The following is a 24,806-nucleotide window of genomic DNA, read 5'->3' as shown; positions in this document are numbered from 1 at the left end:
CGTTTACCTTGCTTGTGTGGCGTCAAAGTTTGCTTGAAAGGTGTACGTCTGCGACAGGCAGGTAAAAGAACAGTCATGGTATGGCCATAGTTTGCACGGGTAGATACCCCAATAGTAAACAAAAAAAACACACCAACAAGGTGTTGGTGTGTTTATCACGCCTGCGGCGAGCCGCAGGCGAACGCTTCAGAACGACCTGATCAGGTATTGGTCAGGTTAAAGTCCTGCAGGTTATCGTCGACAAGGCTACCAAGGCTGCCACCCAGGCCTTCGAAGGTTGCCAGTTGCTCAGCGGTCGTTGAATCACTGGCACCAACCTCAACCTTGAGGAGCTGGGCATCCGTACCGTTATCGGCGACTTCCAGCACCATGACCGTGTCACCTTCCGTCAACCCAAGCGTAGAAGCCTCTGGACCTGCTGTGGTTGTAAACACCAGCAGTCCTGTATCAGCACCCAACTCACCGGTAGGGTCAACTTCGTAGTTAGTGCCTAGCTCGGCCGGCAGACCCTCAAAGTCAATCACGTCACCACCATCAGCCGCTGCGCCAACGCTGAAACCGGTAACCGTATCCGTACCATTGTCAGCCAGGCTGGCAGCAAAGGTAAGGGTGTCAGTGCCGCCCGCACTGATATCGATGGTGTTGTCTAGAGAGCTGCCTGTAATGTTGTCATCACCGCTGCCACTAACAACGCCAGCCACGCCTTCATAGTCGCCTACGCCCAGCGTAATGGTCTGATCTTCTGTCTCACTGGCGATGTTCTGCACCAACTGTGTTTCCAGAGCCGAACCCAAGTCAGTCAACAAGGACAGATCATCCGGATTGTTGAGGTTCTCCAGATAGGTGGCCTGGCTCTCAGGGTTCAGGTTACCGTAACCGGTAACAGCAGATTCCAGCTGGCTGACGCTCAGCGAAAGACCATTGAAGCTGACCGTATCTCCATCGATCTCCGCACCGGCAGGTACCAAGGCTGGATTAGCCTCTGCCGTAGCCAATAGTGAATCCACTTGGCTTGCCAAGGTAGCCATTAGCCCGTCACTTCCGAAGTCAGCAGCTTCAAACTGCTCTCCTTCTAACTGCCCAACTTTCTCGATGAACGATACCAAGGATTGTTGAACGGCAAGAGCACCAAGGGTGTCATTGCTTTCCACTTCCAACTTGAGTGCTTCAGCAAATGCTTCAGTGAAGAACGCCTGCGGGTCAAGCAACTCATTGATCTGCAGATCCTGTGCCGATGCAAGCGCCACTGCCTGAGCGTCAGATCCCAGACCATCAAACAAGGCCTGCAGCTGCGTCACGCTTTGTGCGTCAAGCGAAAGGCCACCGATTGAAATGCTTTCATCGTTGAGCTGAGTAGCCAGCTCACCCAGCATTTCGCTGAACTGCGTAGCATCCACGCCACCGGTCAGGGTGGTGAAGGCAACTTCAGCAAGGGCATCAAGCTGTGCTGGATTGGCAGCGGCCAGGGCACCCACATCATTGACCAGTGCAATAGCCGTGTCTGCATTGGCTTGAGTAAACACGGCTCCATCAACGCTCAGACCCGCGAGGTTGTTAAGAATGACGGTCAGATTAGGCGCATCATCACCGTTGAAGAACGCCTGAGCGTCACCTGTTCCAGCCAACTCGACAGCTTGTTGAATAGCTTCACGATAGGCAATCAATGCATCCAGATCGTCGCGGACAATCTCGCCATTTCCATTCAGGTTGGCAGTAATGTCGTCCGTTAACCGATCCTGTAAACTTGTTCTAACATCAAGTTCTTGAGCTTCTGCCAACGCATTTTCAGAATCGATGACAAGCGATAATGAACCATCTTCATAAATGTAAGACGCATTATTAATATCGCTGCCGTTAATATTTAATCCACTAGTTTCTACACGGAAGCTAGCAAGATCTTCAGGGGCAACAGCAAAGTCAAAAATCAACGTACCATTAGAAGATCCATTATTAGCCTGCAATGATGAATAGGTAGCTACTGCAGTATCACCTTCAGCTATAACGGATAGGCTGGACGAAATTGCTCCCCCACCTTGTAAAGAAACACCTTCCAATGAAGCACTTGCGGGATATGAAAGTGTTAATTGAATATTGTTACTACCTTCTACCCACGCATCACTAAAGGACAAAGAAAGTTCTACATTGTCGGTTGTCGGCTCGTCTGTCGGCTCGTCTGTCGGTGCTTCCGTCGGCTCTTCCGTTGGTTCGTCCGTCGGCTCGTCGGTTGGTTCGTCCGTCGGCTCGTCGGTTGGTTCGTCCGTCGGCTCGTCGGTTGGCTCGTCGGTTGGCTCTTCGGTTGGTTCGTCGGTCGGTGCTTCCGTCGGCTCTTCCGTTGGTTCGTCCGTCGGCTCGTCGGTTGGTTCGTCGGTCGGTTCGTCGGTCGGTTCGTCTGTCGGTGCTTCTGTCGGTGCTTCTGTCGGTGCTTCTGTCGGTGCTTCTGTCGGTGCTTCTGTCGGTGCTTCTGTCGGTGCTTCCGTCGGCGGTTCTACCACTTCACCGGGTGCGTTATCACGCTGGACATCAGCAGCTTCTTCGCGGGTCTCTGATGCTCTAATGCTGTTGCTGCTTTGTGAGGCTTTAGTCGCTTGCTCTTCAGTAACACCGTTACTTGTCAGGAACTCTTTGACGTTATTTTCATACGTATCCGGGTCAGAAAGATCCAACGGGTTATCGCTATCACTTAAGCGCGCAGCAAAGTCATTCATCAATGCAGTAAAGCGCTCTTCATCAACACCTGTGTTGTCTGCATTGGCAGATGCAACCTGGATAAGAGCAGCGACCTGAATACCGGCTTTAGCAACCGCCTGGCCAACCTCTGTATCGTCTGCCCAGGCATCAAAGTTAAGCAGGGTTCTGCCTGTACCCAAGTCACCCAATCCAAGAGACTCACGCACATTAGCTTCAGCGTCTTCAACGGTACGGCCTTGCGCTACCTGGGCTTGGATCAAGGTCGTTAAAGGGCTAACAACTTCAGAACCACCCGGTGCCTTCATCACACCAGCAAAGGTTTTGCCGGTTGCAATATCGGTGCCGCCACGCACTTCGATAGTATCGACATCACCATCAACTTCAGCTTCAAAGTCACCTTGTGAACCTTCTTCAGCAGACGAAGTGGTTGAGCCAATCACGTTGCCATCAGCATCCAGGAAGACAACGTTGGCATTAACGATGTAACCATCCTGCACGTTACCGGATGCGGTTTCCGGCGGTGCTTCTGTGGGCGCTTCGGTAGGTCCTTCTGTAGGTCCTTCTGTAGGTCCTTCTGTAGGTCCTTCTGTAGGTCCTTCTGTAGGTCCTTCGGTAGGTCCTTCGGTAGGTCCTTCGGTAGGCCCTTCGGTAGGTCCTTCAGTCGGAGCTTCTGTAGGCGCTTCTGACGGGGCCTCGGTCGGCGCTTCCGTCGATTCTTCTGGAGTAGACGATGAGCTACTATCAGAAGAAGCAAGTGCAGCTACGACACCAACACCCGCGGCTCCCATCGCAAGCTGGGTACCCGTTAAGCCACCCAGCATACCGTCACCAGATGCACTTGAGGAGCTAGAGGTAGCCGAAGAAGCACCGCTGCTCATTACCGCACCCTCTAACGGGGCACTGAAGCTGTAATTACCGCCCAGGCCAGCACCGGATATCTGCGCCTCAGTCATGGTAACCTGGCCGTTTTGTACCTGCATGGCACCCGGCTCTATCAGCATGCGCTGACCATCTTCCATGGTGATCGTCGCGGTACCATCGCCATTGAGCGCAGCGTTCTCAACGCCTTCGAGCCGCTCAGCCGGTATAGCAGCAGCATCCAGTGCACCCTGAAGTGCCTGAGCATCCACTGCAACCTGCTCACCCATCATCTGCACATGGTCAGCGCCAAGTTGAACAACACGACCATCTTCAAAAATGATTTGCAAGCCACCATTGGCTAACTCTTCCGTGGCCATAACGCCATTCAAGTCACCCACCGCAATCATTTCACCTTCAGCTGCCTGCGCAAGCATTGGTAATACCAAAGTGCTGGCCAGTGCACCACCCGCAAGTTTGCGCTGATGTTTAGCCATCCACTTGCGCACAAAACGCACACGCTCGGTAGGGTCAACAGGCACACTGACACGAGTCACGCCACTACCTGGCTGCTCAGCAAGAATGGCCAGGTTCTGCTCATGTTGTTGATCAATCACGCGCACATGATTTAATGGTTGACCAGCAATGAAGCCTTGTCGAGTCTTTGATAGGAATTGACTTAACTTGGCGTGTAGGTTTTTAGGTGAAGAGTTTTGCATGATGGGTTCCCCTGGAGTTATCTTAGCGATCTCTTATGAATAGCGACAATTTATCAGCCGGTCTTTTTTCCTGATTACTTTCAATAAAACTAATCTTTAGGAATGACAGCAAATCATCTTGGCAAGCAAAGTAAGTTACTAGACTTGCCTATCCATGAGTTAAGTCAACAGTCAATATAGAAGATTAAGGGTGTAAGGTGCAATGTTGTCTTGCCTTATTATTCCCAAACAAATAATTCTATATTCTACTTGACTTTCAAAATCAATTTTATTTTTCGTTTAGTCCCGTAAAGCGCGATCACGTACTTTTATGACCGGTTCAAGCAGGTAGTCGAGCACGCTACGTTTACCGTTCAGAATATCCACTTGCGCAACCATCCCGGGAATCACGTCAAGCGGTTGTTCATCTATGTCGTATAAACTGCCACTGGTGCGTACCTGCACGGGGTACATCAATTCAGAAGACTCCCCACTGGGCACTTCAACGGCATCTGCACCGATCATGGTCAGCTCGCCATCCAGCCCGCCGTAACGTGCAAAATCATAGGCAGTCAGCTTTACCTTGACGGTTTGGCCCGGGTAAAGGAAGGCAATATCCGCAGGACGCACATGGGCCTCTATCACCAGGTCATCACCTACCGGCACCACTTCTATCAGCGGCTCTCCCGGCGGTGCCACGCCGCCAATGGTATGCACATGCACCTGATTAACAATGCCGTCCACAGGGGCGCGCAACGTTGTACGAGCCAATTGACGCGCCCTGGCAGGCAGGCTTTTCTCCAACTCTGCCGCGCGTGCTGTTGCATCAGAAAGTTCCGCCAGGGCTTCGGCACGGTAGGCATTGCGCTGCGACTGTTTACGTTCCTCGATCTCTTCGATGGCGGCTTGCAGTCGCGGCACGGCACTGCGCTGGCGCGCCACCTCACCGCTTAAGTCATTCAGCGTACGACGTAATTGTAACAGCGAAGTTTCAGGCTCAAGCCCACGTGATACCAAGGGTTCAATCAGCTGCAGCTCGCTTCTTACCAACCCCACACCTGACTGAGCCGCGTCAAGCGTAGCGCGTGCTTCTACCAGTTCCTGCTCACGCTGGAAACGCTGACGCTCCAATACCTGAATTTCTGATTCAAGCTCGATGCGGCGTCCGTGGAAAAGCCGGGTCTCGGTGGCTACCACGCTGGGAGCAGCGTCGCTTACCGCCTGTGAAAAAACCAGTTCCTCATCATTAAGGGCCGCTTCAAGGCGCTGAATCTTGGCTTCCAGCGCAAAATAACGCTGCTGCAATTCATTATATTCCCCTTCAAAAAGGCCCGCGCCAAGCACCATCAGAACATCGCCTTGTTCGACACGGTCGCCGCGCCTGACGCGAATTTCTTCCACCACACCCCCTTCCAGGCTTTGCACAATCTGCAGGTTCTGGGAAGGCACCACCTTGCCCTGACCCCGGGTCACTTCATCGATTTCGGTCACACTCGCCCAGGTGAAGGCCGCTGCAAAAAAAGCCAGAATCAGACCGAGCAACAGACTCCCGGCGATAGGGCGGCGGGCTTTTCCATGACGCAGGAAATGCTCAAACTCGTCTTCACGTTGAGAAGCGACGCTCATGATTTAGCCTCCATGGCAGGTTTGCCTGGGTTAGGCTGCCGTTTACGCGTTTCAACCGGACGCATGACCTCGGCTTTGGGGCCATCCGCCACGACCTTGCCCTGGTCCAGCACAATCACACGATCCACCAGTTCCAGTAGACTTGTCCGGTGGGTAACCACCACGAGCGTTTTCTCCTTGGCGGCGCCTTTCAGACGTGAAATGACGTCTTTTTCCGTCTGGATATCCATGGCGCTGGTCGGTTCATCCATCAACATGATCGGCGGGCTGCCCAACAAGGCACGGGCCAGACAGATCAACTGCCGCTGGCCGCCAGAAAGCCCTTCCCCCCGTTCGCCGACGACCATATCGTAGCCATGCGGATGGCGGGCAATAAAGTCATGCGCGCCGGCCAGTTTCGCGGCATCCAGAATATCCTTGTCAGTCGGGTGATTACCGCCGATCGCAATGTTCTGGCGCACGGTACCACTGAACAGCCAGGATTCCTGCAGCACGCTACCGATACTGGCACGCAGATCAGCGGGGTCAAGCTGGCGGATATCCGTGTCATCCACCAGCACCGCCCCGCGCTCAGGCGGGTAGATACCCAGCAGCAGGCGCGCCAGGGTGCTTTTACCAGAACCCACGCGCCCCAGCAGGGCCACTTTCTCACCTGGCTGAATCGTGATGTTGATATCAGCCAACGCTTCAACGGTCTGATCCGGGTAGCGAAAGCTTACATCCTGCAGCGCCAGCTTGCCTTCCAACGCCGGGCGGCTCAGATAGCGCCGCCCTTCCGGGCGCTCCGACGGCATGGCCATCAACTGGTCAATGGCACGAAACGAGGTACGCGCCTGGTTGATCCGCGTCATTGTCTGGGCCAGTTGCGCCAATGGCCCCAAGGTGCGCCCGGTAAGAATGACACAGGCAATCATCGCCCCCATGGAGATCACACCGTCGCCAACCAGGAATACGCCATAAACCACAATGCAGATCTGGGCGGCTTGCTGGGTAAAGGCCGTGGCATTAAGGGCAAATTGCTGAATCGCACGACCGCGTCGACCAGTATCCGACTGTTGACGCACGCTTTCTTCCCAGCGCTCGCGGATCAAGGGAGCCGCCCCGCTAGCCTTGATGGTTTCCAGCCCTGAAATAGCCTCAACCAGCACGCCTTGCTTGTTACGCCCTTCTTCAAAAGCGGTATTCGACAGGCGGCGCAGAAAGGGCTGCACCGCCACCCCGACCAATAAGACCAGCGGCACCGCCACCAAGGGCACAATGGCAAGCGGCCCACCAATAAGATAGATCACCCAGATAAACAGGAAAATAAAGGGTAAATCGACAATCGCCACCAGCGAGGCCGAGGCGAAAAACTCACGCAGGGTTTCAAATTCACGCAAGGTATTGGCGAAGCCGCCCGCCGACCCGCGCTTGGCGCTCATCTGCAGATTCAGCACATGGTCAAAAATGCGCCGTCCCATACGCAAGTCCGCCTGCTGACCGGCGCGGTCAATAAACACCGAACGCAGCGTCTTGACCATGAAATCGAACAGCAGCGCCACGCTGACGCCAATCGTCAGGGCGATCAGTGACTCAATCGCCTCATTGGGCAGCACGCGGTCATAGACCACCATGATAAACAGCGAAGTGGAAAGCCCCAGAAAGTTGGTCAGCGCCGCCGCCATCACCACCTGAGCGTAAATCCAACGGTTGGATGAGAGCGCGCTCCAGAACCAGTGGCCCTGGCTAAGCGCTGGCCCCGCCTGGGTGGCGGCCGGGCGATGTTTCGCCCGCACAGCAATAATATGTCCCAGGTAATCCTGAGCCAGCGTGGCCTGAGTGTACTCAACGGTGGTGTCACCCAATGCAGGGTCGTAAACCGCAAGACCGCCGTCGGGCAATTTCTGGGTAATCACCACAGCACGGTTACCGCGCAACAGTGCAACAGCAGGCAATAGACTATTAGGTAGCTGATCCAGAGAATACTCGCCAAGTGCAGCCACCAGCCCATGGCGTTCAGCCGCTTCTATAAAGCTTTTCGGATCAAGGGTGGCATCAAGCCCTACCCGTCCAGCGCGAATGGCACTGTCGGAAACAGGCATTTCCAAATGGCGGGCCAGAAAAATAAGACATTGCTCAAGGGGATCTCCCTGATAGGAGCCATTAGCGCTGCTGTCTTCAGAACGGCTGTCCTGACATCCTTCCTGCTCAGCATCCTGAGCGCTGTTATGCTCGTCCTGTGCATCACTCGGTGTGGTCATTCATTATCCTGGTTTCTGAATTCGGGCAAAACGTCAATATCAAGGGCGGGCAACAGCTCACCTGTCAGCAAGAGCTGACGGTAACGGGCCAGCTCCCAATTCGTGCGGCTATCCACCAGCGCAGTAGCACTCTGGAACAGTTCCCGTTGGGCGTCGAGCACGTCATTGAGGTCACGTCGCCCGATACCAAACTGGGCACGATAGGCACTCAGCGTCTCGACATTCGCTTCCAGGTTCAATGACTGCGCTTTCCACAGTTCGCGTTGCGCCTTAACATCGGTGAAGGCAGTGCGCAGGCGGGCTTCAAGGTCACGCCGCAGCGCTTCACGCTCCTGATAGGCACGTTCAGCGCGCTGTTCGGCCTGAGCGCTACGTGAGGATGCAGCACCGCCCGTATAGGGTTGATAATCGACCTGAAAGCGCAGGGCCAGATCGCTTTCTGACTCAGAGGGTTCGTCCACGTTGAACTGGCGACCTTCCACTATCGCTGAGAGCCTTGGTAGCTGGCTGGCCTGGGTGGCACGCGCTTCGGCCTGGGCCGCGTCGGTATCGAACAGGCTGCGCTGCAGTTCAGCATTAGCGGTGATGGCATCATCCAGAGCTGCTTCTATGACGGGCACCTCCGGCAACTCAAACATTGGTAGCGCCAGTCCGGTAGGAACCTGAAAAAAAAGCTCCTGATAGCGATTCTGGGCCTGGGCGAGCTGACCCTGCAGGCTGGTCTGTTGGGCACTGGCTTCGGCCAGGCGACTTTCCGCCCGCAGCACATCCGCACTGGAACCGGCGCCCCCCTGGCGTCGAGCGCTGACATCTTCCAGAATCTGCTGATGCTGCTCAAGATTATCCTGTGCAATGGCGAACTGGGCCTGATAACGGACCACATCAAAGTGGGCGGTCAGGGCATCCAGCACCAGCTCTTCAGCGCTTACCCGGCTCTCCCATACCTGCGCCCTGGCACTGAGTTCAGCGCTGTCGACCCGCTCACCGCTGGCACCAAAATCATAAAGTAGCTGCGAAACGCTGACATAGGCATCCAGCCGGTTGCCGCTATCAAAAGCATTACGATTCACTTCCTGCAGACTATTACGCTGCTCCAGCCCCATACTGACCTGAGGAAGGCGCTCAGCACGCACTTCATCGATGCGTAGCCGGCTTTCCTGCTCCTGCGCCCACTGCGCCTGCAAGCGCGGCTGGCGATCCAGGGCCTGCAACAGACGTTGGCGCAATGCCTGGCCCGCACTGGCAGCGTCAGGGTTAGCGGCCTGCCAATAAAAAGGCGCCAGCACTTCTTCAGTCGTGGCTGAAAAGGCAGGCTGTGGCTCTGAAACACTGTAATTATCAACCTCAGAATACGGCTCATCCTGCAGTTCAGTTGTCTGAGCAAAGGCCGCAGTTGAGTAAGTCGACACTGTCAATAAAGAGGCTATCAGCAACGCCGGGCGCCTGACGAGACCGTTTTTCTGCTTGTTCACACTCACTCCTTGCGGTTGAAATCATCAGGCCGGTTGATGCTGCGTTCAACGACTCGGAAACGTCCACTCGTCTGGCGCAGGTTCTTCGGCCAGCGCATCGCGCCAGCTCTCCAGCACGGCTTGTTGACGCTGCTCACGAGGGGGCGAAGCAGAAGGCTGGGATTCACGTGGTGTTTGGGCACGCGCATAAAGAATGTTCAGGTTAGCCTTGGCCAGCAGGTGCGCATAGATCAGCGGCAGCGCACCTTGGCGACGCACCCTGATAGCAGCCGCATCGTCAAGAGCATTCCAGCGTTGTTCATCGATATGATAAAGCTCAGGCAACCCTTTCAATGCAGGTGACTTCCACTGGGTTAACACGCCATGATTATCCAACACCTTAGCTAATCGCCCCAGTTGCTTGGAGCCGTTCGCCCATACTTTTAAAAATTCATGCGTTTCTTGCACAAAGCTTGCCGGAGCGCGCTGCTCATCAAACAGCGGCTCGCCTTCATAGCTATGTACCAGCCACTCGGAGTTCTCATCAACGCAGAGTATATCGGGCGTTTCACGCTGCACCCCAAACGGCTGGCTGCGCAAGGCGGCCGGCACATAGCGCTGGCACCAGCGCCCGTCGTCATCTACCCAGACATTCTGCCCCGGCGCCAGGCCAAGCAATGCCACCACCGTCCATGCCCCCCCCTCAAACCGAAAGGCAACAGGAAAGGCCAGTGCCGCCTGGGCAAGTTCCTGTTCAGCCAGAGGCACCCAATGGGCCTCAGCAGCAAAGTGGTAAGAGGTAAACCGCTGCCACATTAAACCGCTGTGCGTCGACCACGAAAGAGGAACTAATGACGCGCCACTCAACATCCTGACTCCTCTCTAAACTACCTGACGGGTTACTCAACTATCTGTAAAAGCGCCTCTTTTTAAAGCAGCTCTTCTACGCTATCACGCATATTGACGCCGTCGCCCGGGAAGTCCATCGATGGCAGCAGCAGGTCAATCACGCGGTTCCAGCGCGCAATGGGCGCTGTCGTGACGTAGACGACATCGCGTGGCTCAAGCGTGAACTGGCTACCCACCATGAAGGCAGTAGCGTTACGGATATCCAGTTGATAAACGGTGGCCAGCTTATCGCTTTCCTCAGACTGACGGCGTAACACAAAAATACCTGAGGGCGCAGCCTGTGTTTCATCCAGGCCGCCCGCCCGTGATATAGCATCGGTCAATGAGAAGCGATCAGCGCCCATACGCAGGCTGCCCGGTGCGCGCACCTGCCCCATTACCGCCACCGCCTGATTATCCGAAGTAGGCACATGCAAAACATCGCCATCTTCAAGTAGCAGGTTCTGACTCAGGTCGCCTTCTTTCAACAAGGCATACAAGGATATTTCACGCTCTTGCCCGTTGCGGTTCAACACGGCGTCATGCCAGTTGGCATTATCCGCCAGACCACCTGCCTGGCTGATGGCATCAATAATGGTTAGCGGTGTATTGGTAATCGGTAGCGCCCTCGCAGAGCCAACGGCACCACTCAAAAAGACTTTCTGTGACTCAAACGCGGCCACCCGTATGACCACCTGAGGATCAGTCAGATATTCACTCAAGCGGCGGGACAATTCCTGCTGAATATCCTTGACCGTGCGCCCCTCTGCTTCCAGCGTGCCAATAAAGGGATAGCTGATATTGCCATCAGATTGCACTAGATTGCCAGATTCATTCAACGAACGATCTGACCCGGCGCCGAAGGGGTTGGTCAGTTCAGGATGGTTATACACGATGATGCTCAATACATCGCCAGGGCCTACCAAGTATTCATAGTCATCAAATGCCTGGCGCTGTTCAGCGCTGAGCGGCTGCGCCCTGGAAACAACTGAGCGATAGGTGGATACAAGCCCCGGCGTTATTGGCTCGATATCTACCAGATCATCCAGGGGGGGACTCTCGGTGCGATACTCGATATTGCCACCGGGTGCTAGTGCACAGCCACTCAGCACAACCCCAAAAAACACCGCCACAGCGGGTAGAAAAAGAATTTTCCGATTCATAGCTCAGCTCATGAGAGTCAACACATACTGATCACGGCAAGTAATCAACCATGCAGAGAATAGTCAAAGGTTAAATTTTGCATCAGTCTACTCTGCACAAGCCATTAGCTCCAGTCCTTGATCGACGATCGACAGCCTGCCAAACGTTTAAATGACAGCGTCCCGGAAAGCATCTTGTGGCTAGAAAGGTTATTCATCCTAAAAGCTTATTCATGCAAGAAAGCTTATTCATTCAAAAAGCTTAGAAACGGCCTTTTATTTCCTTAGTGCTATGTTAATATTTGTAAATGGTTAAGCGGCCTGATTCTTTTCGACGAAGTTATAAGGATATAATCATTGCGTATGGTCACGATACTGATTCAGCCACTCTTCAAGCTTCCTTGTCGCTACAAGCGTGCTATCCAGCTGTGCGTTGATAGCACATTGATTACTGCCAGCTTCTTTTTTGCAATGCTATTACGTCTGGACAGTTGGGCTTTTATCAGCGAGCCACGTGTGTGGTGGGTATTACCTGTTCTTTTGCCCGTCAGCCTGATGATATTTATTCGCTTGGGGTTTTACCGGGCTGTTATTCGCTACATGAGCATGCAGGCATTCAAAACCGTCGCCATCGGCATTGGTGCATCCGCTATATCACTGGTAATAGTGAACTACTTATTGCAACTTCCCGTGCCGCGTTCAGTGCCTGTCATCTACGCCATGCTGGCATTACTAACTATCGGTGGTGTACGTTTTGCGCTGCGCGCCCTCTACCTAAAAAATCAATTGCGCTATAAGGAACGGATCCTTGTTTATGGGGCTGGCGTTTCCGGTCGCCAACTGGTTGAGTCCCTTCGTCATGGCCGCGAACATGAACCTGTCGGCTTTCTCGATGACCACCCACCTCTACAAGATGCCTTCATACAGGGGTTAAAAGTTTACGCCCCTGGTAATATCCAGTTGCTGATCGAGCGTTACGGCGTTGATAAGATTTTGCTCGCCATGCCTAGTGTTACCCGCGCAAGACGACGTGAAATCCTGCATTTTCTCGAACCATTGTCCATTCCTGTGCAAAGCATTCCCAGTACTTCAGATCTGGTGTCAGGTAAATCCCGAGTAACCGAATTGCGTGATGTCGCGGTAGAAGACCTGCTTGGGCGCGACCCGGTTCCTGCCGAGCCCACGCTGCTCGGCGCTAATATTACTGACAAGATTGTCATGGTCACAGGGGCTGGCGGTTCAATTGGCAGTGAACTGTGTCGGCAGATTATTTCCCAGCACCCCCGCCAGCTGATCCTGTTGGAAATATCAGAATTTGCTCTCTATCAGATCGAATCAGAACTGCGCGCGCTCGCCAATACCCAAGATATCGATGTCTCTATCTTTGCCATGCAATGCTCAGTACAGCATGGCGCACAACTGAAAACCATCATGCGTTCTTTTCGGGTGCAAACGGTTTATCATGCTGCCGCCTATAAACATGTCCCCATGGTTGAACGCAACATGATTGAAGGGCTAAGAAATAACGTTCTAGGCACACTAGCCTGCGCCGAAGCCGCCATAGCCGCTAATGCAGAAGCCTTTATTCTTATCTCGACTGACAAAGCTGTTCGCCCGACCAATATAATGGGCGCCAGCAAACGTATGGCCGAACTGGTATGCCAGGCGCTGGGCGAGAAGCAAAAAACAACGCTTTTTTCGATGGTGCGTTTTGGTAACGTCTTGGGATCGAGCGGTTCAGTGGTTCCGCTTTTTCGCCGCCAGATTGCCGCTGGTGGCCCTGTGACGGTTACCCACCCTGAGATCACACGCTACTTCATGACCATTCCCGAAGCGGCCCAATTGGTAATACAGGCAGGCGCCATGGCTCGTGGCGGCGATGTTTTTGTCCTGGACATGGGTGAGCCCATCAAAATTGCCGAACTCGCTTCACATATGATCCGTCTTTCAGGAATGGAGCCCAGTTATCCTCAAAGCAGTGAAGAAGGTGACAGCGCCGCATATCAACGTATCGGTGATATCGACATTGTATTTACAGGGTTGCGCCCAGGCGAAAAATTGTATGAAGAACTGCTGATAGGTGACAACGTTGGCAGTACCCGTCACTCACGTATCATGAGTGCCAAGGAGGTATCCTTACCTTGGGATGAGCTATACAGAATCCTGAGACAGCTTCACGATGCCTGTGAGCACTCAGACTATGAAACACTGCGAGACATATTGCTGAAAGCCCCCATTGACTATCGGCCAAACGGTAAAATTGCCGACTTTTTATGGGAGAACCAACAACAAAGCTGCGTTAACGGCGGCAAACTTGCTTTAACCCAGCATTGAACACGAAACGGAACTGGTAGGGTATGTCTTATTACGCCAATTGAACCCTCCGACGATTCATTCAAAGAATTGAATCGCAGAATGCGGCAGCATTTTGTTCAAGTGGCAGAAGTGCTACGCCCCCCAGGTACCGATTCGCCAGCCATGGCAATGCGCTTCGCTCTGCCAGATCTTATCGTCCCACGGCACCTGTTCATCGCGGTTGAAGATCACCAGATGCGCTTCATCTGCCCCCACACGATCAGCGTAGTCGGCGGTCTGTTCCAGCCCCTTGGCCAGCACTGCCTCGCGGCTTTGATGCTGGAGTTTAAGCTCAATCACCACACGCTGCACCGGGCCGGTAAAGCATTGCGCTTCATCCAGCGGCCACTCGATGAACAGATCCGTGCGCTTGCGCCCTAAACCATATTCACGGCTGATACGCCCGCCGCCGTTGATGATTCGCTGCAGAAACGCCTGCATCAACAGCTGTGGCCCGGCCTCCTTATACTGAAAGCGCTCCAGCCAGCTCTCGGCGTGCTCACGGAAAAACTGCTGAAAACCCGCCAGCAGTTTTGGCATATCCAGCCGGCGCTCAGGGTTTAAATACCACACCTGCTCCTGGTTGGGGATGCGCGTCTGCATAATCCAGGTGAGGTCTCGCGGAATCACTTCACGATAGATACGGTTGCTGATACGTAGCGAGGGATAGGTCTCGATCAAGCCCAAGTCTTCCACATACTGCTGATCGTCCGGCGCGATATTCTGGATGTCCAGGCTCTCCTCGCTGGAGAGCAACGCGCTCATCACCCGCTGCACCCGTGGCTCACGCAGTTTATCGGTCAGCTGATCCAAATGAGTAGCGCGGGATTGAATCAGCTTTTCCCGCGCGCTGCGGTAATCTTCCAGCGTCAGTAGACGAGAGCGTTCCCGGGCAGGCTTAAACTCCCAGGTCAGCTCATGGCCAAGCGCATTGACCAGCCACGGTTGGCCACGGGTATCTTCCCACAGTTCAGGGAAGATACGGGAATCGAAAGGCTGCCCGGTGGCCTCGGTATGCTGGCACCATAGCTGCTCGCATTCTTCGTATGTAAAGCTGCCCATACGCAGCGACTTGGCTTTGATGTTGAAGGCACTGCCGCCGGTAATCACCTCGGCACCTTCCTGGTGAAGGCGGTAATCGCGTACATCGCGGACGCCACACAGGATAATCGACTGGGGAAACGCCGCCGGGCGCTGGGCATAGCCAGCACGAATCTGGCGCAACAGAGAAATGAGCGTATCGCCCACCAACGCATCCACTTCGTCCAGAAACAGCACCGTCGGCTTGTCGCTGACATGCGTCCAGTATTCAAGCAGTTGCTTGAGCTGATCCTCAGCAGGCTGGTCACGATGCTGGCTGAACCACTCGACCATACGCGCATCGTCTAGATAAAGACGTAGTGCCCCCGCGACGGCACTGCAAATAGCCGGAATCCCCTTGCTTTCATCGCCGCGTGCTGCCTGCGCCCCTTCAATATTGGCGTAAGAGCAGGCGTAATCCCCCTCTTCGTTAAGCGCCTGCATCATCGCCAGCAGCGTGGTGGTCTTGCCCGTCTGGCGCGGGGCGTGGAGCACAAAATAGCGCTCCTGATCAATCAGGTGCTTAATATCATCCCAGTCCACGCGGCTAAGCGGGTCAATATGGTAGTGCTTATTCGGTTTGGTGGGGCCAGCGTTATTGAAAAAGCGTTCCATGGTACTCCCCTGCTTGGCGCAGCCTTGGTGTTGCTTTTAGATTAACATAGTAGGTTCGTTGGTATGGAAACGCGAAAGCCTCAGAATCCAGAAAGCCTTGGAATCCATGTTGACCTTGGTTTTCGGGCGACAGCGGCAAAGATCAAGATGGATTCCCGATACCCCCACTCGGAAATGACAGTTCAAGTGCAGGGGTTGATCCGGGAATGACAGAGCAGTGGTTAGTGCCTCCAGAAGTGCTACGCTCCCCAGGTACCGATTCGCCAACCACGGCAATGCGCTTCGCTCTGCCAGATCTTATCGTCCCACGGCACCTGTTCATCGCGGTTGAAGATCACCAGATGCGCTTCATCTGCCCCCACTTGATCGGCGTAGTCGGCGGTCTGTTCCAGCCCCTTGGCCAGCACTGCCTCGCGGCTTTGATGCTGGAGCTTAAGCTCAATTACCACACGCTGCACAGGGCCGGTAAAGCCCTGCGCCTCATCCAGCGGCCACTCGATGAACAGATCCGTGCGCTTGCGCCCCAGGCCATATTCACGGCTGATACGCCCACCGCCATTGATGATCCGCTGCAAAAACGCCTGCATCAACAGCTGCGGCCCGGCCTCTTTATACTGAAAACGCTCCAGCCAGCTCTCAGCGTGTTCACGGAAAAACTGCTGGAACCCCGCCAGCAGTTTTGGCATGTCCAACCGGCGCTCAGGGGTTAAATACCACACCTGCTCCTGGTTAGGGATGCGCGTTTGCATGATCCAGGTGAGATCTCGCGGAATCACTTCACGATAGATCCGGTTGCTGACACGTAGCGAGGGAGTGGTCTCGATTAAGCCCAAGTCTTCCACATATTGCTGATCGTCCGGCGCGATGTTCTGAATCTCCAGACTCTCCTCGCTGGAGAGCAGCGCGCTCATTACCCGCTGCACCCGCGGCTCGCGTAATTTATCGGTCAGTTGATCCAGGTGAGTAGCGCGGGATTGAATCAGCTTTTCCCGCGCACTGCGGTAATCTTCCAGTGTCAGTAGACGAGAGCGCTCCCGAGCGGGCTTGAAACGCCACGTCAGCTCGTAGCCCAAAGCATTGACCAGCCACGGCTGGCCACGAGTGTCTTCCCACAGTTCAGGAAAGATACGGGAATCGAAAGGCTGCCCGGTGGCCTCCGTGTGCTGGCACCACAACTGCTCGCATTCTTCATACGTAAAACTGCCCATACGCAGGGATTCAGCCTTAATATTGAAAGCGCTGCCACCGGTAATCACCTCGGCACCTTCCTGGTGAAGGCGGTAATCGCGTACATCGCGGACGCCGCACAGGATAATCGACTGGGGAAACGCCGCCGGGCGCTGGGCATAACCAGCACGGATCTGGCGCAGCAGAGAAATGAGCGTATCGCCCACCAACGCATCCACTTCGTCCAGAAACAGCACCGTCGGCTTGTCGCTGACATGCGTCCAGTATTCAAGCAGTTGCTTGAGCTGATCCTCAGCAGGCTGGTCACGATGCTGGCTGAACCACTCGACCATACGCGCATCGTCTAGATAAAGACGTAGCGCCCCCGCGACGGCACTGCAAATAGCCGGAATCCCCTTGCTTTCATCGCCGCGTGCTGCCTGCGCCCCTTCAATATTGGCGTAAGCGCAGGCGTAATCACCCTGTTCGTTAAGCGCCTTCATCATCGCCAACAGCGTGGTGGTCTTGCCCGTCTGGCGCGGGGCGTGGAGCACAAAATAGCGTTTTTGCGCGATCAGGTGCTCAATATCCTCCCAGTCCACGCGGCTAAGCGGGTCAATGTGGTAATGATCCGCCGGAACGGTGGGGCCAGCGTTATTAAAGAAGCGTTCCATATGATAATTCCCTGCTTGGCGCAGCCTTGGTGTTGTTTTCAGGTTAACACAGCAGGTTCGTTGGTATGGAAACGCGAAAGCCTCAGAAGTTATGTTGATCCCGATTTTCGGGCCTGCGCGTAACATCACGGGCACCGCTGCCCGCCTGCGGCGGGTCGGTGGCTTGCTTCGCGAAGCCACCCTACGAAATACCCACGGATCATGATCACCCGTAGGGTGGATTCCCAGCGTCATCCGCCTGGCAGATAACCTGAACGAACTAATAAACTCACCGGCGGATGATCGACGCAATCCACCAATGCCGATGCCTGCGCGTAACATCACGGACACCGCTGCCCGCCTGCGGCGGGTTGGTGGATTGCTTCGCGAATCCACCCTACGAGTACCCACGGATCATGATCACCCGTAGGGTGGATTCCCGGCGTCATCCGCCTGGCAGATAACCTGAACGAACTAATAAACTCACCGGCGGATGATCGACGCAATCCACCAATGCCGATGCCTGCGCGAAATATCACGGGCACCGCTGCCCGCCTGCGGCGGGTTGGTGGATTGCTTCGCGAATCCACCCTACGAGTACCCACGGATCATGATCCCCGTAGGGTGGATTCCCGGCGTCATCCGCCTGGCAGATAGCGTCAACCAGGCGATACATTCACCGGCGGATGAACGACGCAATCCACCCATTCACGCACATTGCACAACCCCGTCATTCCCACATGCTCTTGAGGATTGCTACGCTCCCCAGGTACCGATTCGCCAGCCATGGCAATGCGCTTCGCTCTGCCAGATCTTATCGTCCCACGGCACCTGTTCATCGCGGTTAAAGATCACCAGATGCGCTTCATCTGCCCCCACTTGATCGGCGTAGTCGGCGGTCTGTTCCAGCCCCTTGGCCAGCACTGCCTCGTGGCTTTGATGCTGAAGCTTAAGCTCAATCACCACACGCTGCACCGGGCCGGTAAAGCCTTGTGTTTCATCCAGCGGCCACTCGATGAACAGGTCCGTGCGCTTGCGCCCCAGGCCATATTCACGGCTGATACGCCCACCGCCATTGATGATCCGCTGCAAAAACGCCTGCATCAACAGCTGCGGCCCGGCCTCCTTATACTGAAAGCGCTCCAACCAGCTCTCGGCGTGTTCACGAAAAAACTGCTGGAACCCCGCCAGCAGTTTTGGCATGTCCAACCGGCGCTCAGGGGTTAAATACCACACCTGCTCCTGGTTGGGGATGCGCGTCTGCATGATCCAGGTGAGGTCTCGCGGAATCACTTCACGATAGATACGGTTGCTGATACGTAGCGAGGGATAGGTCTCGATCAAGCCCAGATCTTCCACATACTGCTGATCGTCCGGCGCGATATTCTGGATGTCCAGGCTCTCCTCGCTGGAGAGCAGCGCGCTCATCACCCGCTGAACCCGTGGCTCACGCAGCTTATCGGTCAGTTGATCCAAATGAGTAGCGCGGGATTGAATCAGCTTTTCGCGCGCGGTGCGGTAATCTTCCAGTGTCAGTAGACGAGAGCGCTCCCGGGCGGGCTTGAAACGCCACGTCAGCTCGTAGCCCAAAGCATTGACCAGCCACGGCTGGCCACGAGTGTCTTCCCACAGTTCAGGAAAGATACGTGAATCGAAAGGCTGCCCGGTGGCCTCGGTATGCTGACACCACAACTGCTCGCATTCTTCATACGTAAAACTGCCCATACGCAGGGATTCAGCCTTAATATTGAAAGCACTGCCGCCGGTAATCACCTCGGCGCCTTCCTGATGAAGGCGATAGTCGCGTACATCGCGGACGCCACACAGGATAATCGACTGGGGAAACGCCGCCGGGCGCTGGGCATAGCCAGCACGGATCTGGCGCAACAGAGAAATGAGCGTATCGCCCACCAATGCATCCACTTCGTCCAGAAACAGCACGGTAGGCAATGCGGACTGCTTGGCCCAATAACGCAACAATTGCGTCATTTGATCCTGAGGCTGCTCGTAGCGGCCGGTTTCATGCCACCAGACATTCACCGCTTTCGTACCCAGATAATCCTCAATGCTGCGCGCCAAGGCACTACATACGGTGGGAATGCCTTTGTTTTCATCCCCTCGCGCTGCCTGCGCCCCTTCGATGTTGGCGTAAGCACAGGCGTAATCACCCTGTTCGTTAAGCGCCTTCATCATCGCCAACAGCGTGGTGGTCTTACCCGTCTGGCGCGGGGCATGGAGCACAAAATAGCGTTTTTGCGCGATCAGGTACTCAATGTCCTCCCAGTCCACACGGCTGAGCGGATCAATGTGGTAATGGTCGGCCGGAACGGTGGGACCAGCGTTATTGAAAAAGCGTTCCATGGTACTCCCCTGCTTGGCGCAGCCTTGGTATTGCTTTTAGATTAACATAGCAGGTTCGTTGGTATGGAAACGCGAAAGCCTCAGAATCCAGAAAGCCTCAGAATCCATGTTGACCTTGGTTTTCGGGCGGCAGCGGCAAAGATCAAGATGGATTCCCGATACCCCCACTCGGGAATGACAGTTCACAGGGATTGATCCGGGAATGACAGTGCAGTGGTTAGCGCCTCCAGAAGTGCTACGCCCCCCAGATACCAATTCGCCAACCATGGCAATGCGCTTCGCTCTGCCAGATCTTATCGTCCCACGGCACCTGTTCATCGCGGTTGAAGATCACCAGATGCGCTTCATCTGCCCCCACACGATCAGCGTAGTCGGCGGTCTGTTCCAGCCCCTTGGCCAGGACTGCCTCGCGGCTTTGATGCTGGAGTTTAAGCTCAATCACCACACGCTGCACCGGGCCGGTAAAGCCCTGCGTCTCATCCAGCGGCCACTCGATGAACAGATCTGTGCGCTTGCGCCCCAGGCCATATTCACGGCTGATACGCCCGCCGCCATTGATGATTCGCTGCAAAAACGCCTGCATCAACAGCTGCGGCCCAGCCTCTTTATACTGAAAGCGCTCCAGCCAGCTCTCGGCGTGTTCACGGAAAAACTGCTGGAACCCCGCCAGTAGTTTTGGCATGTCCAACCGGCGCTCAGGGGTTAAATACCACACCTGCTCCTGGTTAGGGATGCGCGTTTGCATGATCCAGGTGAGATCTCGCGGAATCACTTCACGATAGATCCGGTTGCTGATACGTAGCGAGGGATAGGTCTCGATCAAGCCCAAGTCTTCCACATACTGCTGATCGTCCGGCGCGATATTCTGGATCTCCAGGCTCTCCTCGCTGGAGAGCAGCGCGCTCATCACCCGCTGAACCCGTGGCTCACGCAGCTTATCGGTCAGCTGATCCAAATGAGTAGCGCGGGATTGAATCAGCTTTTCGCGCGCGCTGCGGTAATCTTCCAGTGTCAGTAGACGAGAGCGCTTCCGGGCAGGCTTAAACTCCCAGGTCAGCTCATGGCCAAGCGCATTGACCAGCCACGGTTGGCCACGAGTGTCTTCCCACAGTTCAGGGAAGATACGGGAATCGAAAGGCTGCCCGGTGGCCTCGGTATGCTGACACCATAACTGCTCGCATTCTTCATACGTAAAACTGCCCATACGCAGCGACTTGGCTTTGATGTTGAAAGCACTGCCGCCGGTAATCACCTCGGCACCTTCCTGATGAAGGCGATAGTCGCGTACATCGCGGACGCCACATAGGATAATCGACTGGGGAAACGCCGCCGGGCGCTGGGCATAGCCAGCACGAATCTGGCGCAACAGAGAAATGAGCGTATCGCCCACCAACGCATCCACTTCATCCAGAAACAGCACGGTAGGCAATGCGGACTGCTTGGCCCAATAACGCAACAATTGCGTCATTTGATCCTGAGGCTGCTCGTAGCGGCCGGTTTCATGCCACCAGACATTCACCGCTTTCGTACCCAGATAATCCTCAATGCTGCGCGCCAAGGCACTACATACGGTGGGAATGCCTTTGCTTTCATCCCCTCGCGCTGCCTGCGCCCCTTCGATGTTGGCGTAAGCACAGGCGTAATCACCCTGTTCGTTAAGCGCCTTCATCATCGCCAACAGCGTGGTGGTCTTACCCGTCTGGCGCGGGGCGTGGAGCACAAAATAGCGCTCCTGATCAATCAGGTGCTTAATATCATCCCAGTCCACGCGGCTAAGCGGGTCAATATGGTAGTGCTTATTCGGTTTGGTGGGGCCAGCGTTATTGAAAAAGCGTTCCATGGTACTCCCCTGCTTGGCGCAGCCTTGGTGTTGCTTTTAGATTAACATAGTAGGTTCGTTGGTATGGAAACGCGAAAGCCTCAGAATCCAGAAAGCCTCAGAATCCATGTTGACCTTGGTTTTCGGGCGACAGCGGCAAAGGTCAAGGTGGATTCCCGATAACCCCACTCGGGAATGACAGTTCTGTGGGGAGTTCGGGAATGACAGTTTCCCGATGACTGCTTTTTACCTGATAGGGCTCCGTAGTTAGTTGACCTGGGCTGCCTTTCAAACATATATTTTCACATATACTTTTAAAAGGGTCATGAAATGGGACAAGTAACCATTTATCTAGATGATGAAACCGAACAGAAGATGATCACCAATGCCCGGGTAATGAAGCTATCGAAGAGCAAGTGGATTGCCAATGTCATTCGGGAAAAACTGGTGGACGATTGGCCGTATACGGTTCGGGAACTGCCGGGGAGCTGGGAGGACTTTCCCTCGCTGGAAGAATTGCGCGCCACCACAAATACCGACACCGAGCGGGAAACGTTCTGATGTGGGTGCTAGATACCAATACCCTGATCTATTTCTTCAAAGGTGAAGGGCGCGTTGCCGAGGAGCTGTTAGCACGGGCGCCCAAGGATATAGGCATCCCCTCAGTTGTGCTCTACGAGCTGCAGGTAGGTATCGCAAAATCCTCGGCACCGGAAAAACGCATGCGGCAGCTTGCGGAGCTTACCTCTGTCGTGCAGATAGTACCTTTCCAACAAAGAGAGGCACAGGCTGCTGCGAAGCTACGTGCCACTCTGGAACGTGATGGCCGACCCATCGGGCCCTATGACACTCTGATTGCTGGAACCGCGTTGGCCCATGGTGCCACTCTGGTAAGCCGCAATACCCGGGAGTTTGACCGAGTTGAGGCATTGCGAGTTGAAGATTGGTATTAAAGACCTTTAACCAGCGACGTAAGGTGGATGGATTCCCGATAACCCCACTCGGGAATGACAGTTCTGTGGGGAGTTCGGGAATGACGGTTTACCACCACCCCGCCATTCCCGCATGCCGCCCCATTTGGATTAACGTTAGGCGATCTCGCCAACTGGGCAACTAGGCTGACAGAGGGGGCTAATGAGATCCCCTCTTGTGCCGCTACATCGTGCGGCGATAAGTTGTGAGGCGGTAATAATTTGGCAACGGCCGCTTGGCGGCGTTCGTCTGAATAGCGAGGCATGAGTGTCTCCTTTGGCCCCCTGATCAACATTTAAGAAAGCATATCAGAGGTTGCGACACTTATCCTGACACTGGGGGTGGCGGCCTCACTGCACCACTCACTTCACAGGCCAGATGGCAGCAAATTCTACGCCATCTTTGCAGCTCAACCCAGTGCGTAGAACTTGACGCAATGCTCAGTGACGCCTAAGATTCTTCCAATAAACTCATAGTACCAAAAAGCAGTACTAAATGACGTTGAAACGCAAGCACGCGAAAACACTGGCCGCCATTTTTAGTCGTCCTGTTTCAGGCACCATCGCATGGAGCGACATAGAATCTCTGTTCGTGGCGCTTGGTGCTGAGGTTAATGAGCGCGAAGGCTCGCGCATCGCGGTTGTGCTCTTCGGCGAAGTGCGCGTATTTCACCGTCCGCACCCATCGCCAGATACAGACAAGGGTGCCGTTGCCAGTATCCGTAAGTGGTTAGAAGAGAATGGAGAAGCCCCATGAACAACATCATGGCTATCGACGGCTATCGCGCCGTAATTCAATACGATCCAGAGGTTGAAATGTTTCGCGGCGAGTTCGTCGGACTTAACGGCGGCGCCGATTTCTACGCCGACAGTGTCTCCGACCTTCACAAGGAAGGCCGGGTATCCCTTCGCATTTTTCTTGAAGAGTGCGAGCGTCTCGGTATTCAGCCATCCAAGTCCTATTCGGGCAAGTTCCAGGTTCGCCTGCCTGCTGAAATTCACGAGCATGCAGTAGATGCTGCTACTGCTAGGGGGCAGAGTCTAAACCAGTTTGTGGCAACCGCCATCGAACATGAGATTCACACGTAAATCTTTGCAGGTACTGGGTCATCGGGATCATCATAGTATGGCACACCTTGATTCAGGATTTCAGTGGCCAACTCTTGAGTTATACTTTTCGGGCATTTTCCAATGGGGCCTTTATCTTCTGGCTCAAAACCCGCGTAGTCGTTTTTCCACCGGTGCTTGTGCCGGCCTTCGCCACGCTCATATCTCCAGGGTGCTTTAATTTGAGAGTCTGTCATCAAGATTGAGCTCTGAAATACTGCCGATTCTCGTCAATGATAAAGCCATGTAAGACGTAGTTGATGGCAATTGTTTTTTATCAAATTTTACACTGGATAACCGAACCTTTCGGGGCCAGTACACAAGCACCATCAGGCAAAGTCAAGATGGATTCCCGATTACCCCACTCGGGAATGACAGTGCCGTAGGGTGGATTCCCGGCGTCATCCGCCTGGCAAATAACCTGGACGAACCAATGAAAACAATGGCGGATGACGACGCAATCCACCAATTCTCGACGCCTACACGTAACAAAATGGTCTACGCCATGCCCGCCTGCGGCGGGTCGGTGGCTTGCTTCGCGAAGCCACCCTACGAATATATCCCAGGTAGTAAAAGCCTCAATGCCGCGTCTCAGCACGTAGCTTTTCAACTTCCTCAACCGGCAGCTCTTCAATTTCCGCAATTAGCTGGTCGTTCATCTCGGTAAGGGCAATCAGTTTACGGGCAGCATTGCGCTTACTTTCCAAGGCGCGCTGCTCGGCTTCTTGACTGCCTTCTTGACGGCCTTTCTCAATACCCAAGCGCTCAATTGTATTCACATAAGGCATATGCTTTTCCTCCTGTATGGCGTAGACCGCCTGGACAAATTCGGGTTCCAGTGCCTTGGGTAGCTGCAGCATCCAATCGATGATATTGAACAGCCGCACAATCTGTTCTCGGTGGTAACCTCGTTCATACAGCAGCCGAATCAGGGCAATCTTGATTAGTGGCTTGCTTCGCGAAGCCACCCTACGCAATACCCACAGGTCATGATCCCCGTAGGGTGGATTCCCGGCGTCATCCGCCTGGCAAATAACCTGAACCAATCAACAAACTCACCGGCGGATGATCGACGCAATCCACCAAT

The 24,806-nt window shown here is 54.6% G+C and carries 16 protein-coding genes; 5 read left to right on the top strand and 11 right to left on the bottom strand.

The window, feature by feature from the left end:
* Positions 1 to 200: 200 nt before the first annotated feature.
* From OR573_05035 to OR573_05010, 6 genes are all read right to left on the bottom strand, one after another.
* The gene (locus tag OR573_05035; protein ID XGA81021.1) at positions 201 to 4,163 is read right to left on the bottom strand and encodes a PT domain-containing protein; all 3,963 of its coding nucleotides are present in this window, start codon (positions 4,161 to 4,163) and stop codon (positions 201 to 203) included.
* 381 nt (positions 4,164 to 4,544) lie between these two features.
* A complete protein-coding gene (locus OR573_05030) occupies positions 4,545 to 5,870 on the bottom strand; it encodes an HlyD family type I secretion periplasmic adaptor subunit (GenBank protein ID XGA81020.1) in 1,326 nt (441 codons plus the stop codon).
* Positions 5,867 to 8,110 (bottom strand): type I secretion system permease/ATPase, encoded by a 2,244-nt coding sequence (locus OR573_05025; protein XGA81019.1) that lies wholly within the window; start codon positions 8,108 to 8,110, stop codon positions 5,867 to 5,869. Before OR573_05025 ends, OR573_05030 begins: the two co-directional genes overlap by 4 nt.
* On the bottom strand, positions 8,107 to 9,582 hold the full coding sequence (locus OR573_05020; GenBank protein ID XGA81018.1) for a TolC family protein: 1,476 nt from the start codon (positions 9,580 to 9,582) through the stop codon (positions 8,107 to 8,109). The genes OR573_05025 and OR573_05020 overlap by 4 nt, the downstream gene beginning before the upstream one ends.
* Before the next feature lie 45 nt (positions 9,583 to 9,627).
* On the bottom strand, positions 9,628 to 10,431 hold the full coding sequence (locus OR573_05015; protein XGA81017.1) for a SapC family protein: 804 nt from the start codon (positions 10,429 to 10,431) through the stop codon (positions 9,628 to 9,630).
* 59 nt (positions 10,432 to 10,490) lie between these two features.
* On the bottom strand, positions 10,491 to 11,612 hold the full coding sequence (locus tag OR573_05010; protein ID XGA81016.1) for a polysaccharide export protein: 1,122 nt from the start codon (positions 11,610 to 11,612) through the stop codon (positions 10,491 to 10,493).
* A 342-nt stretch (positions 11,613 to 11,954) separates the two neighbouring features.
* Between OR573_05010 and OR573_05005 the strand changes: the two genes are divergently transcribed.
* Positions 11,955 to 13,925, top strand: a complete 1,971-nt coding sequence (locus tag OR573_05005; GenBank protein ID XGA81015.1) for a nucleoside-diphosphate sugar epimerase/dehydratase — start codon at positions 11,955 to 11,957, stop codon at positions 13,923 to 13,925.
* A gap of 114 nt (positions 13,926 to 14,039) precedes the next feature.
* Here OR573_05005 and OR573_05000 read toward each other — a convergent pair whose 3' ends face one another.
* The 4 genes from OR573_05000 to OR573_04985 form a co-directional block, all read right to left on the bottom strand.
* Positions 14,040 to 15,641: an AAA family ATPase gene (locus OR573_05000; protein ID XGA81014.1), complete on the bottom strand. Its 1,602-nt coding sequence runs from the start codon at positions 15,639 to 15,641 to the stop codon at positions 14,040 to 14,042.
* Positions 15,642 to 15,880: 239 nt separating this feature from the next.
* Positions 15,881 to 17,482, bottom strand: a complete 1,602-nt coding sequence (locus OR573_04995; protein ID XGA81013.1) for an AAA-like domain-containing protein — start codon at positions 17,480 to 17,482, stop codon at positions 15,881 to 15,883.
* A gap of 735 nt (positions 17,483 to 18,217) precedes the next feature.
* Complete coding sequence (locus tag OR573_04990) at positions 18,218 to 19,822, bottom strand: ATP-binding protein (GenBank protein XGA81012.1); 1,605 nt, start codon at positions 19,820 to 19,822, stop codon at positions 18,218 to 18,220.
* Positions 19,823 to 20,057: 235 nt separating this feature from the next.
* Entirely contained in the window at positions 20,058 to 21,662 is a 1,605-nt protein-coding gene (locus OR573_04985) for an ATP-binding protein (GenBank protein XGA81011.1), read from the bottom strand.
* A gap of 309 nt (positions 21,663 to 21,971) precedes the next feature.
* Here OR573_04985 and OR573_04980 point away from each other — a divergent pair, with 309 nt between their 5' ends.
* The 4 genes from OR573_04980 (at position 21,972) to OR573_04965 (ending at position 23,701) form a co-directional block, all read left to right on the top strand.
* Complete coding sequence (locus OR573_04980; protein ID XGA81010.1) at positions 21,972 to 22,202, top strand: CopG family transcriptional regulator; 231 nt, start codon at positions 21,972 to 21,974, stop codon at positions 22,200 to 22,202.
* The gene (locus OR573_04975) at positions 22,202 to 22,594 is read left to right on the top strand and encodes a type II toxin-antitoxin system VapC family toxin (GenBank protein ID XGA81009.1); all 393 of its coding nucleotides are present in this window, start codon (positions 22,202 to 22,204) and stop codon (positions 22,592 to 22,594) included. The genes OR573_04980 and OR573_04975 overlap by 1 nt, the downstream gene beginning before the upstream one ends.
* Before the next feature lie 514 nt (positions 22,595 to 23,108).
* Positions 23,109 to 23,369: a type II toxin-antitoxin system HicA family toxin gene (locus OR573_04970; protein ID XGA81008.1), complete on the top strand. Its 261-nt coding sequence runs from the start codon at positions 23,109 to 23,111 to the stop codon at positions 23,367 to 23,369.
* Entirely contained in the window at positions 23,366 to 23,701 is a 336-nt protein-coding gene (locus OR573_04965) for a type II toxin-antitoxin system HicB family antitoxin (GenBank protein ID XGA81007.1), read from the top strand. Before OR573_04970 ends, OR573_04965 begins: the two co-directional genes overlap by 4 nt.
* Positions 23,702 to 24,297: 596 nt before the next feature.
* Here OR573_04965 and OR573_04960 read toward each other — a convergent pair.
* Positions 24,298 to 24,765 (bottom strand): hypothetical protein, encoded by a 468-nt coding sequence (locus OR573_04960; protein XGA81006.1) that lies wholly within the window; start codon positions 24,763 to 24,765, stop codon positions 24,298 to 24,300.
* Between the last annotated feature and the right edge of the window lie 41 nt (positions 24,766 to 24,806).

This window comes from Halomonas sp. CH40 (genome assembly GCA_041875495.1).
In the GTDB taxonomy this organism is placed as follows: Bacteria; Pseudomonadota; Gammaproteobacteria; order Pseudomonadales; family Halomonadaceae; genus Vreelandella.
Note: the sequence above shows the minus strand (reverse complement) of the source record. Positions and strands in the feature narration are given on the sequence as shown.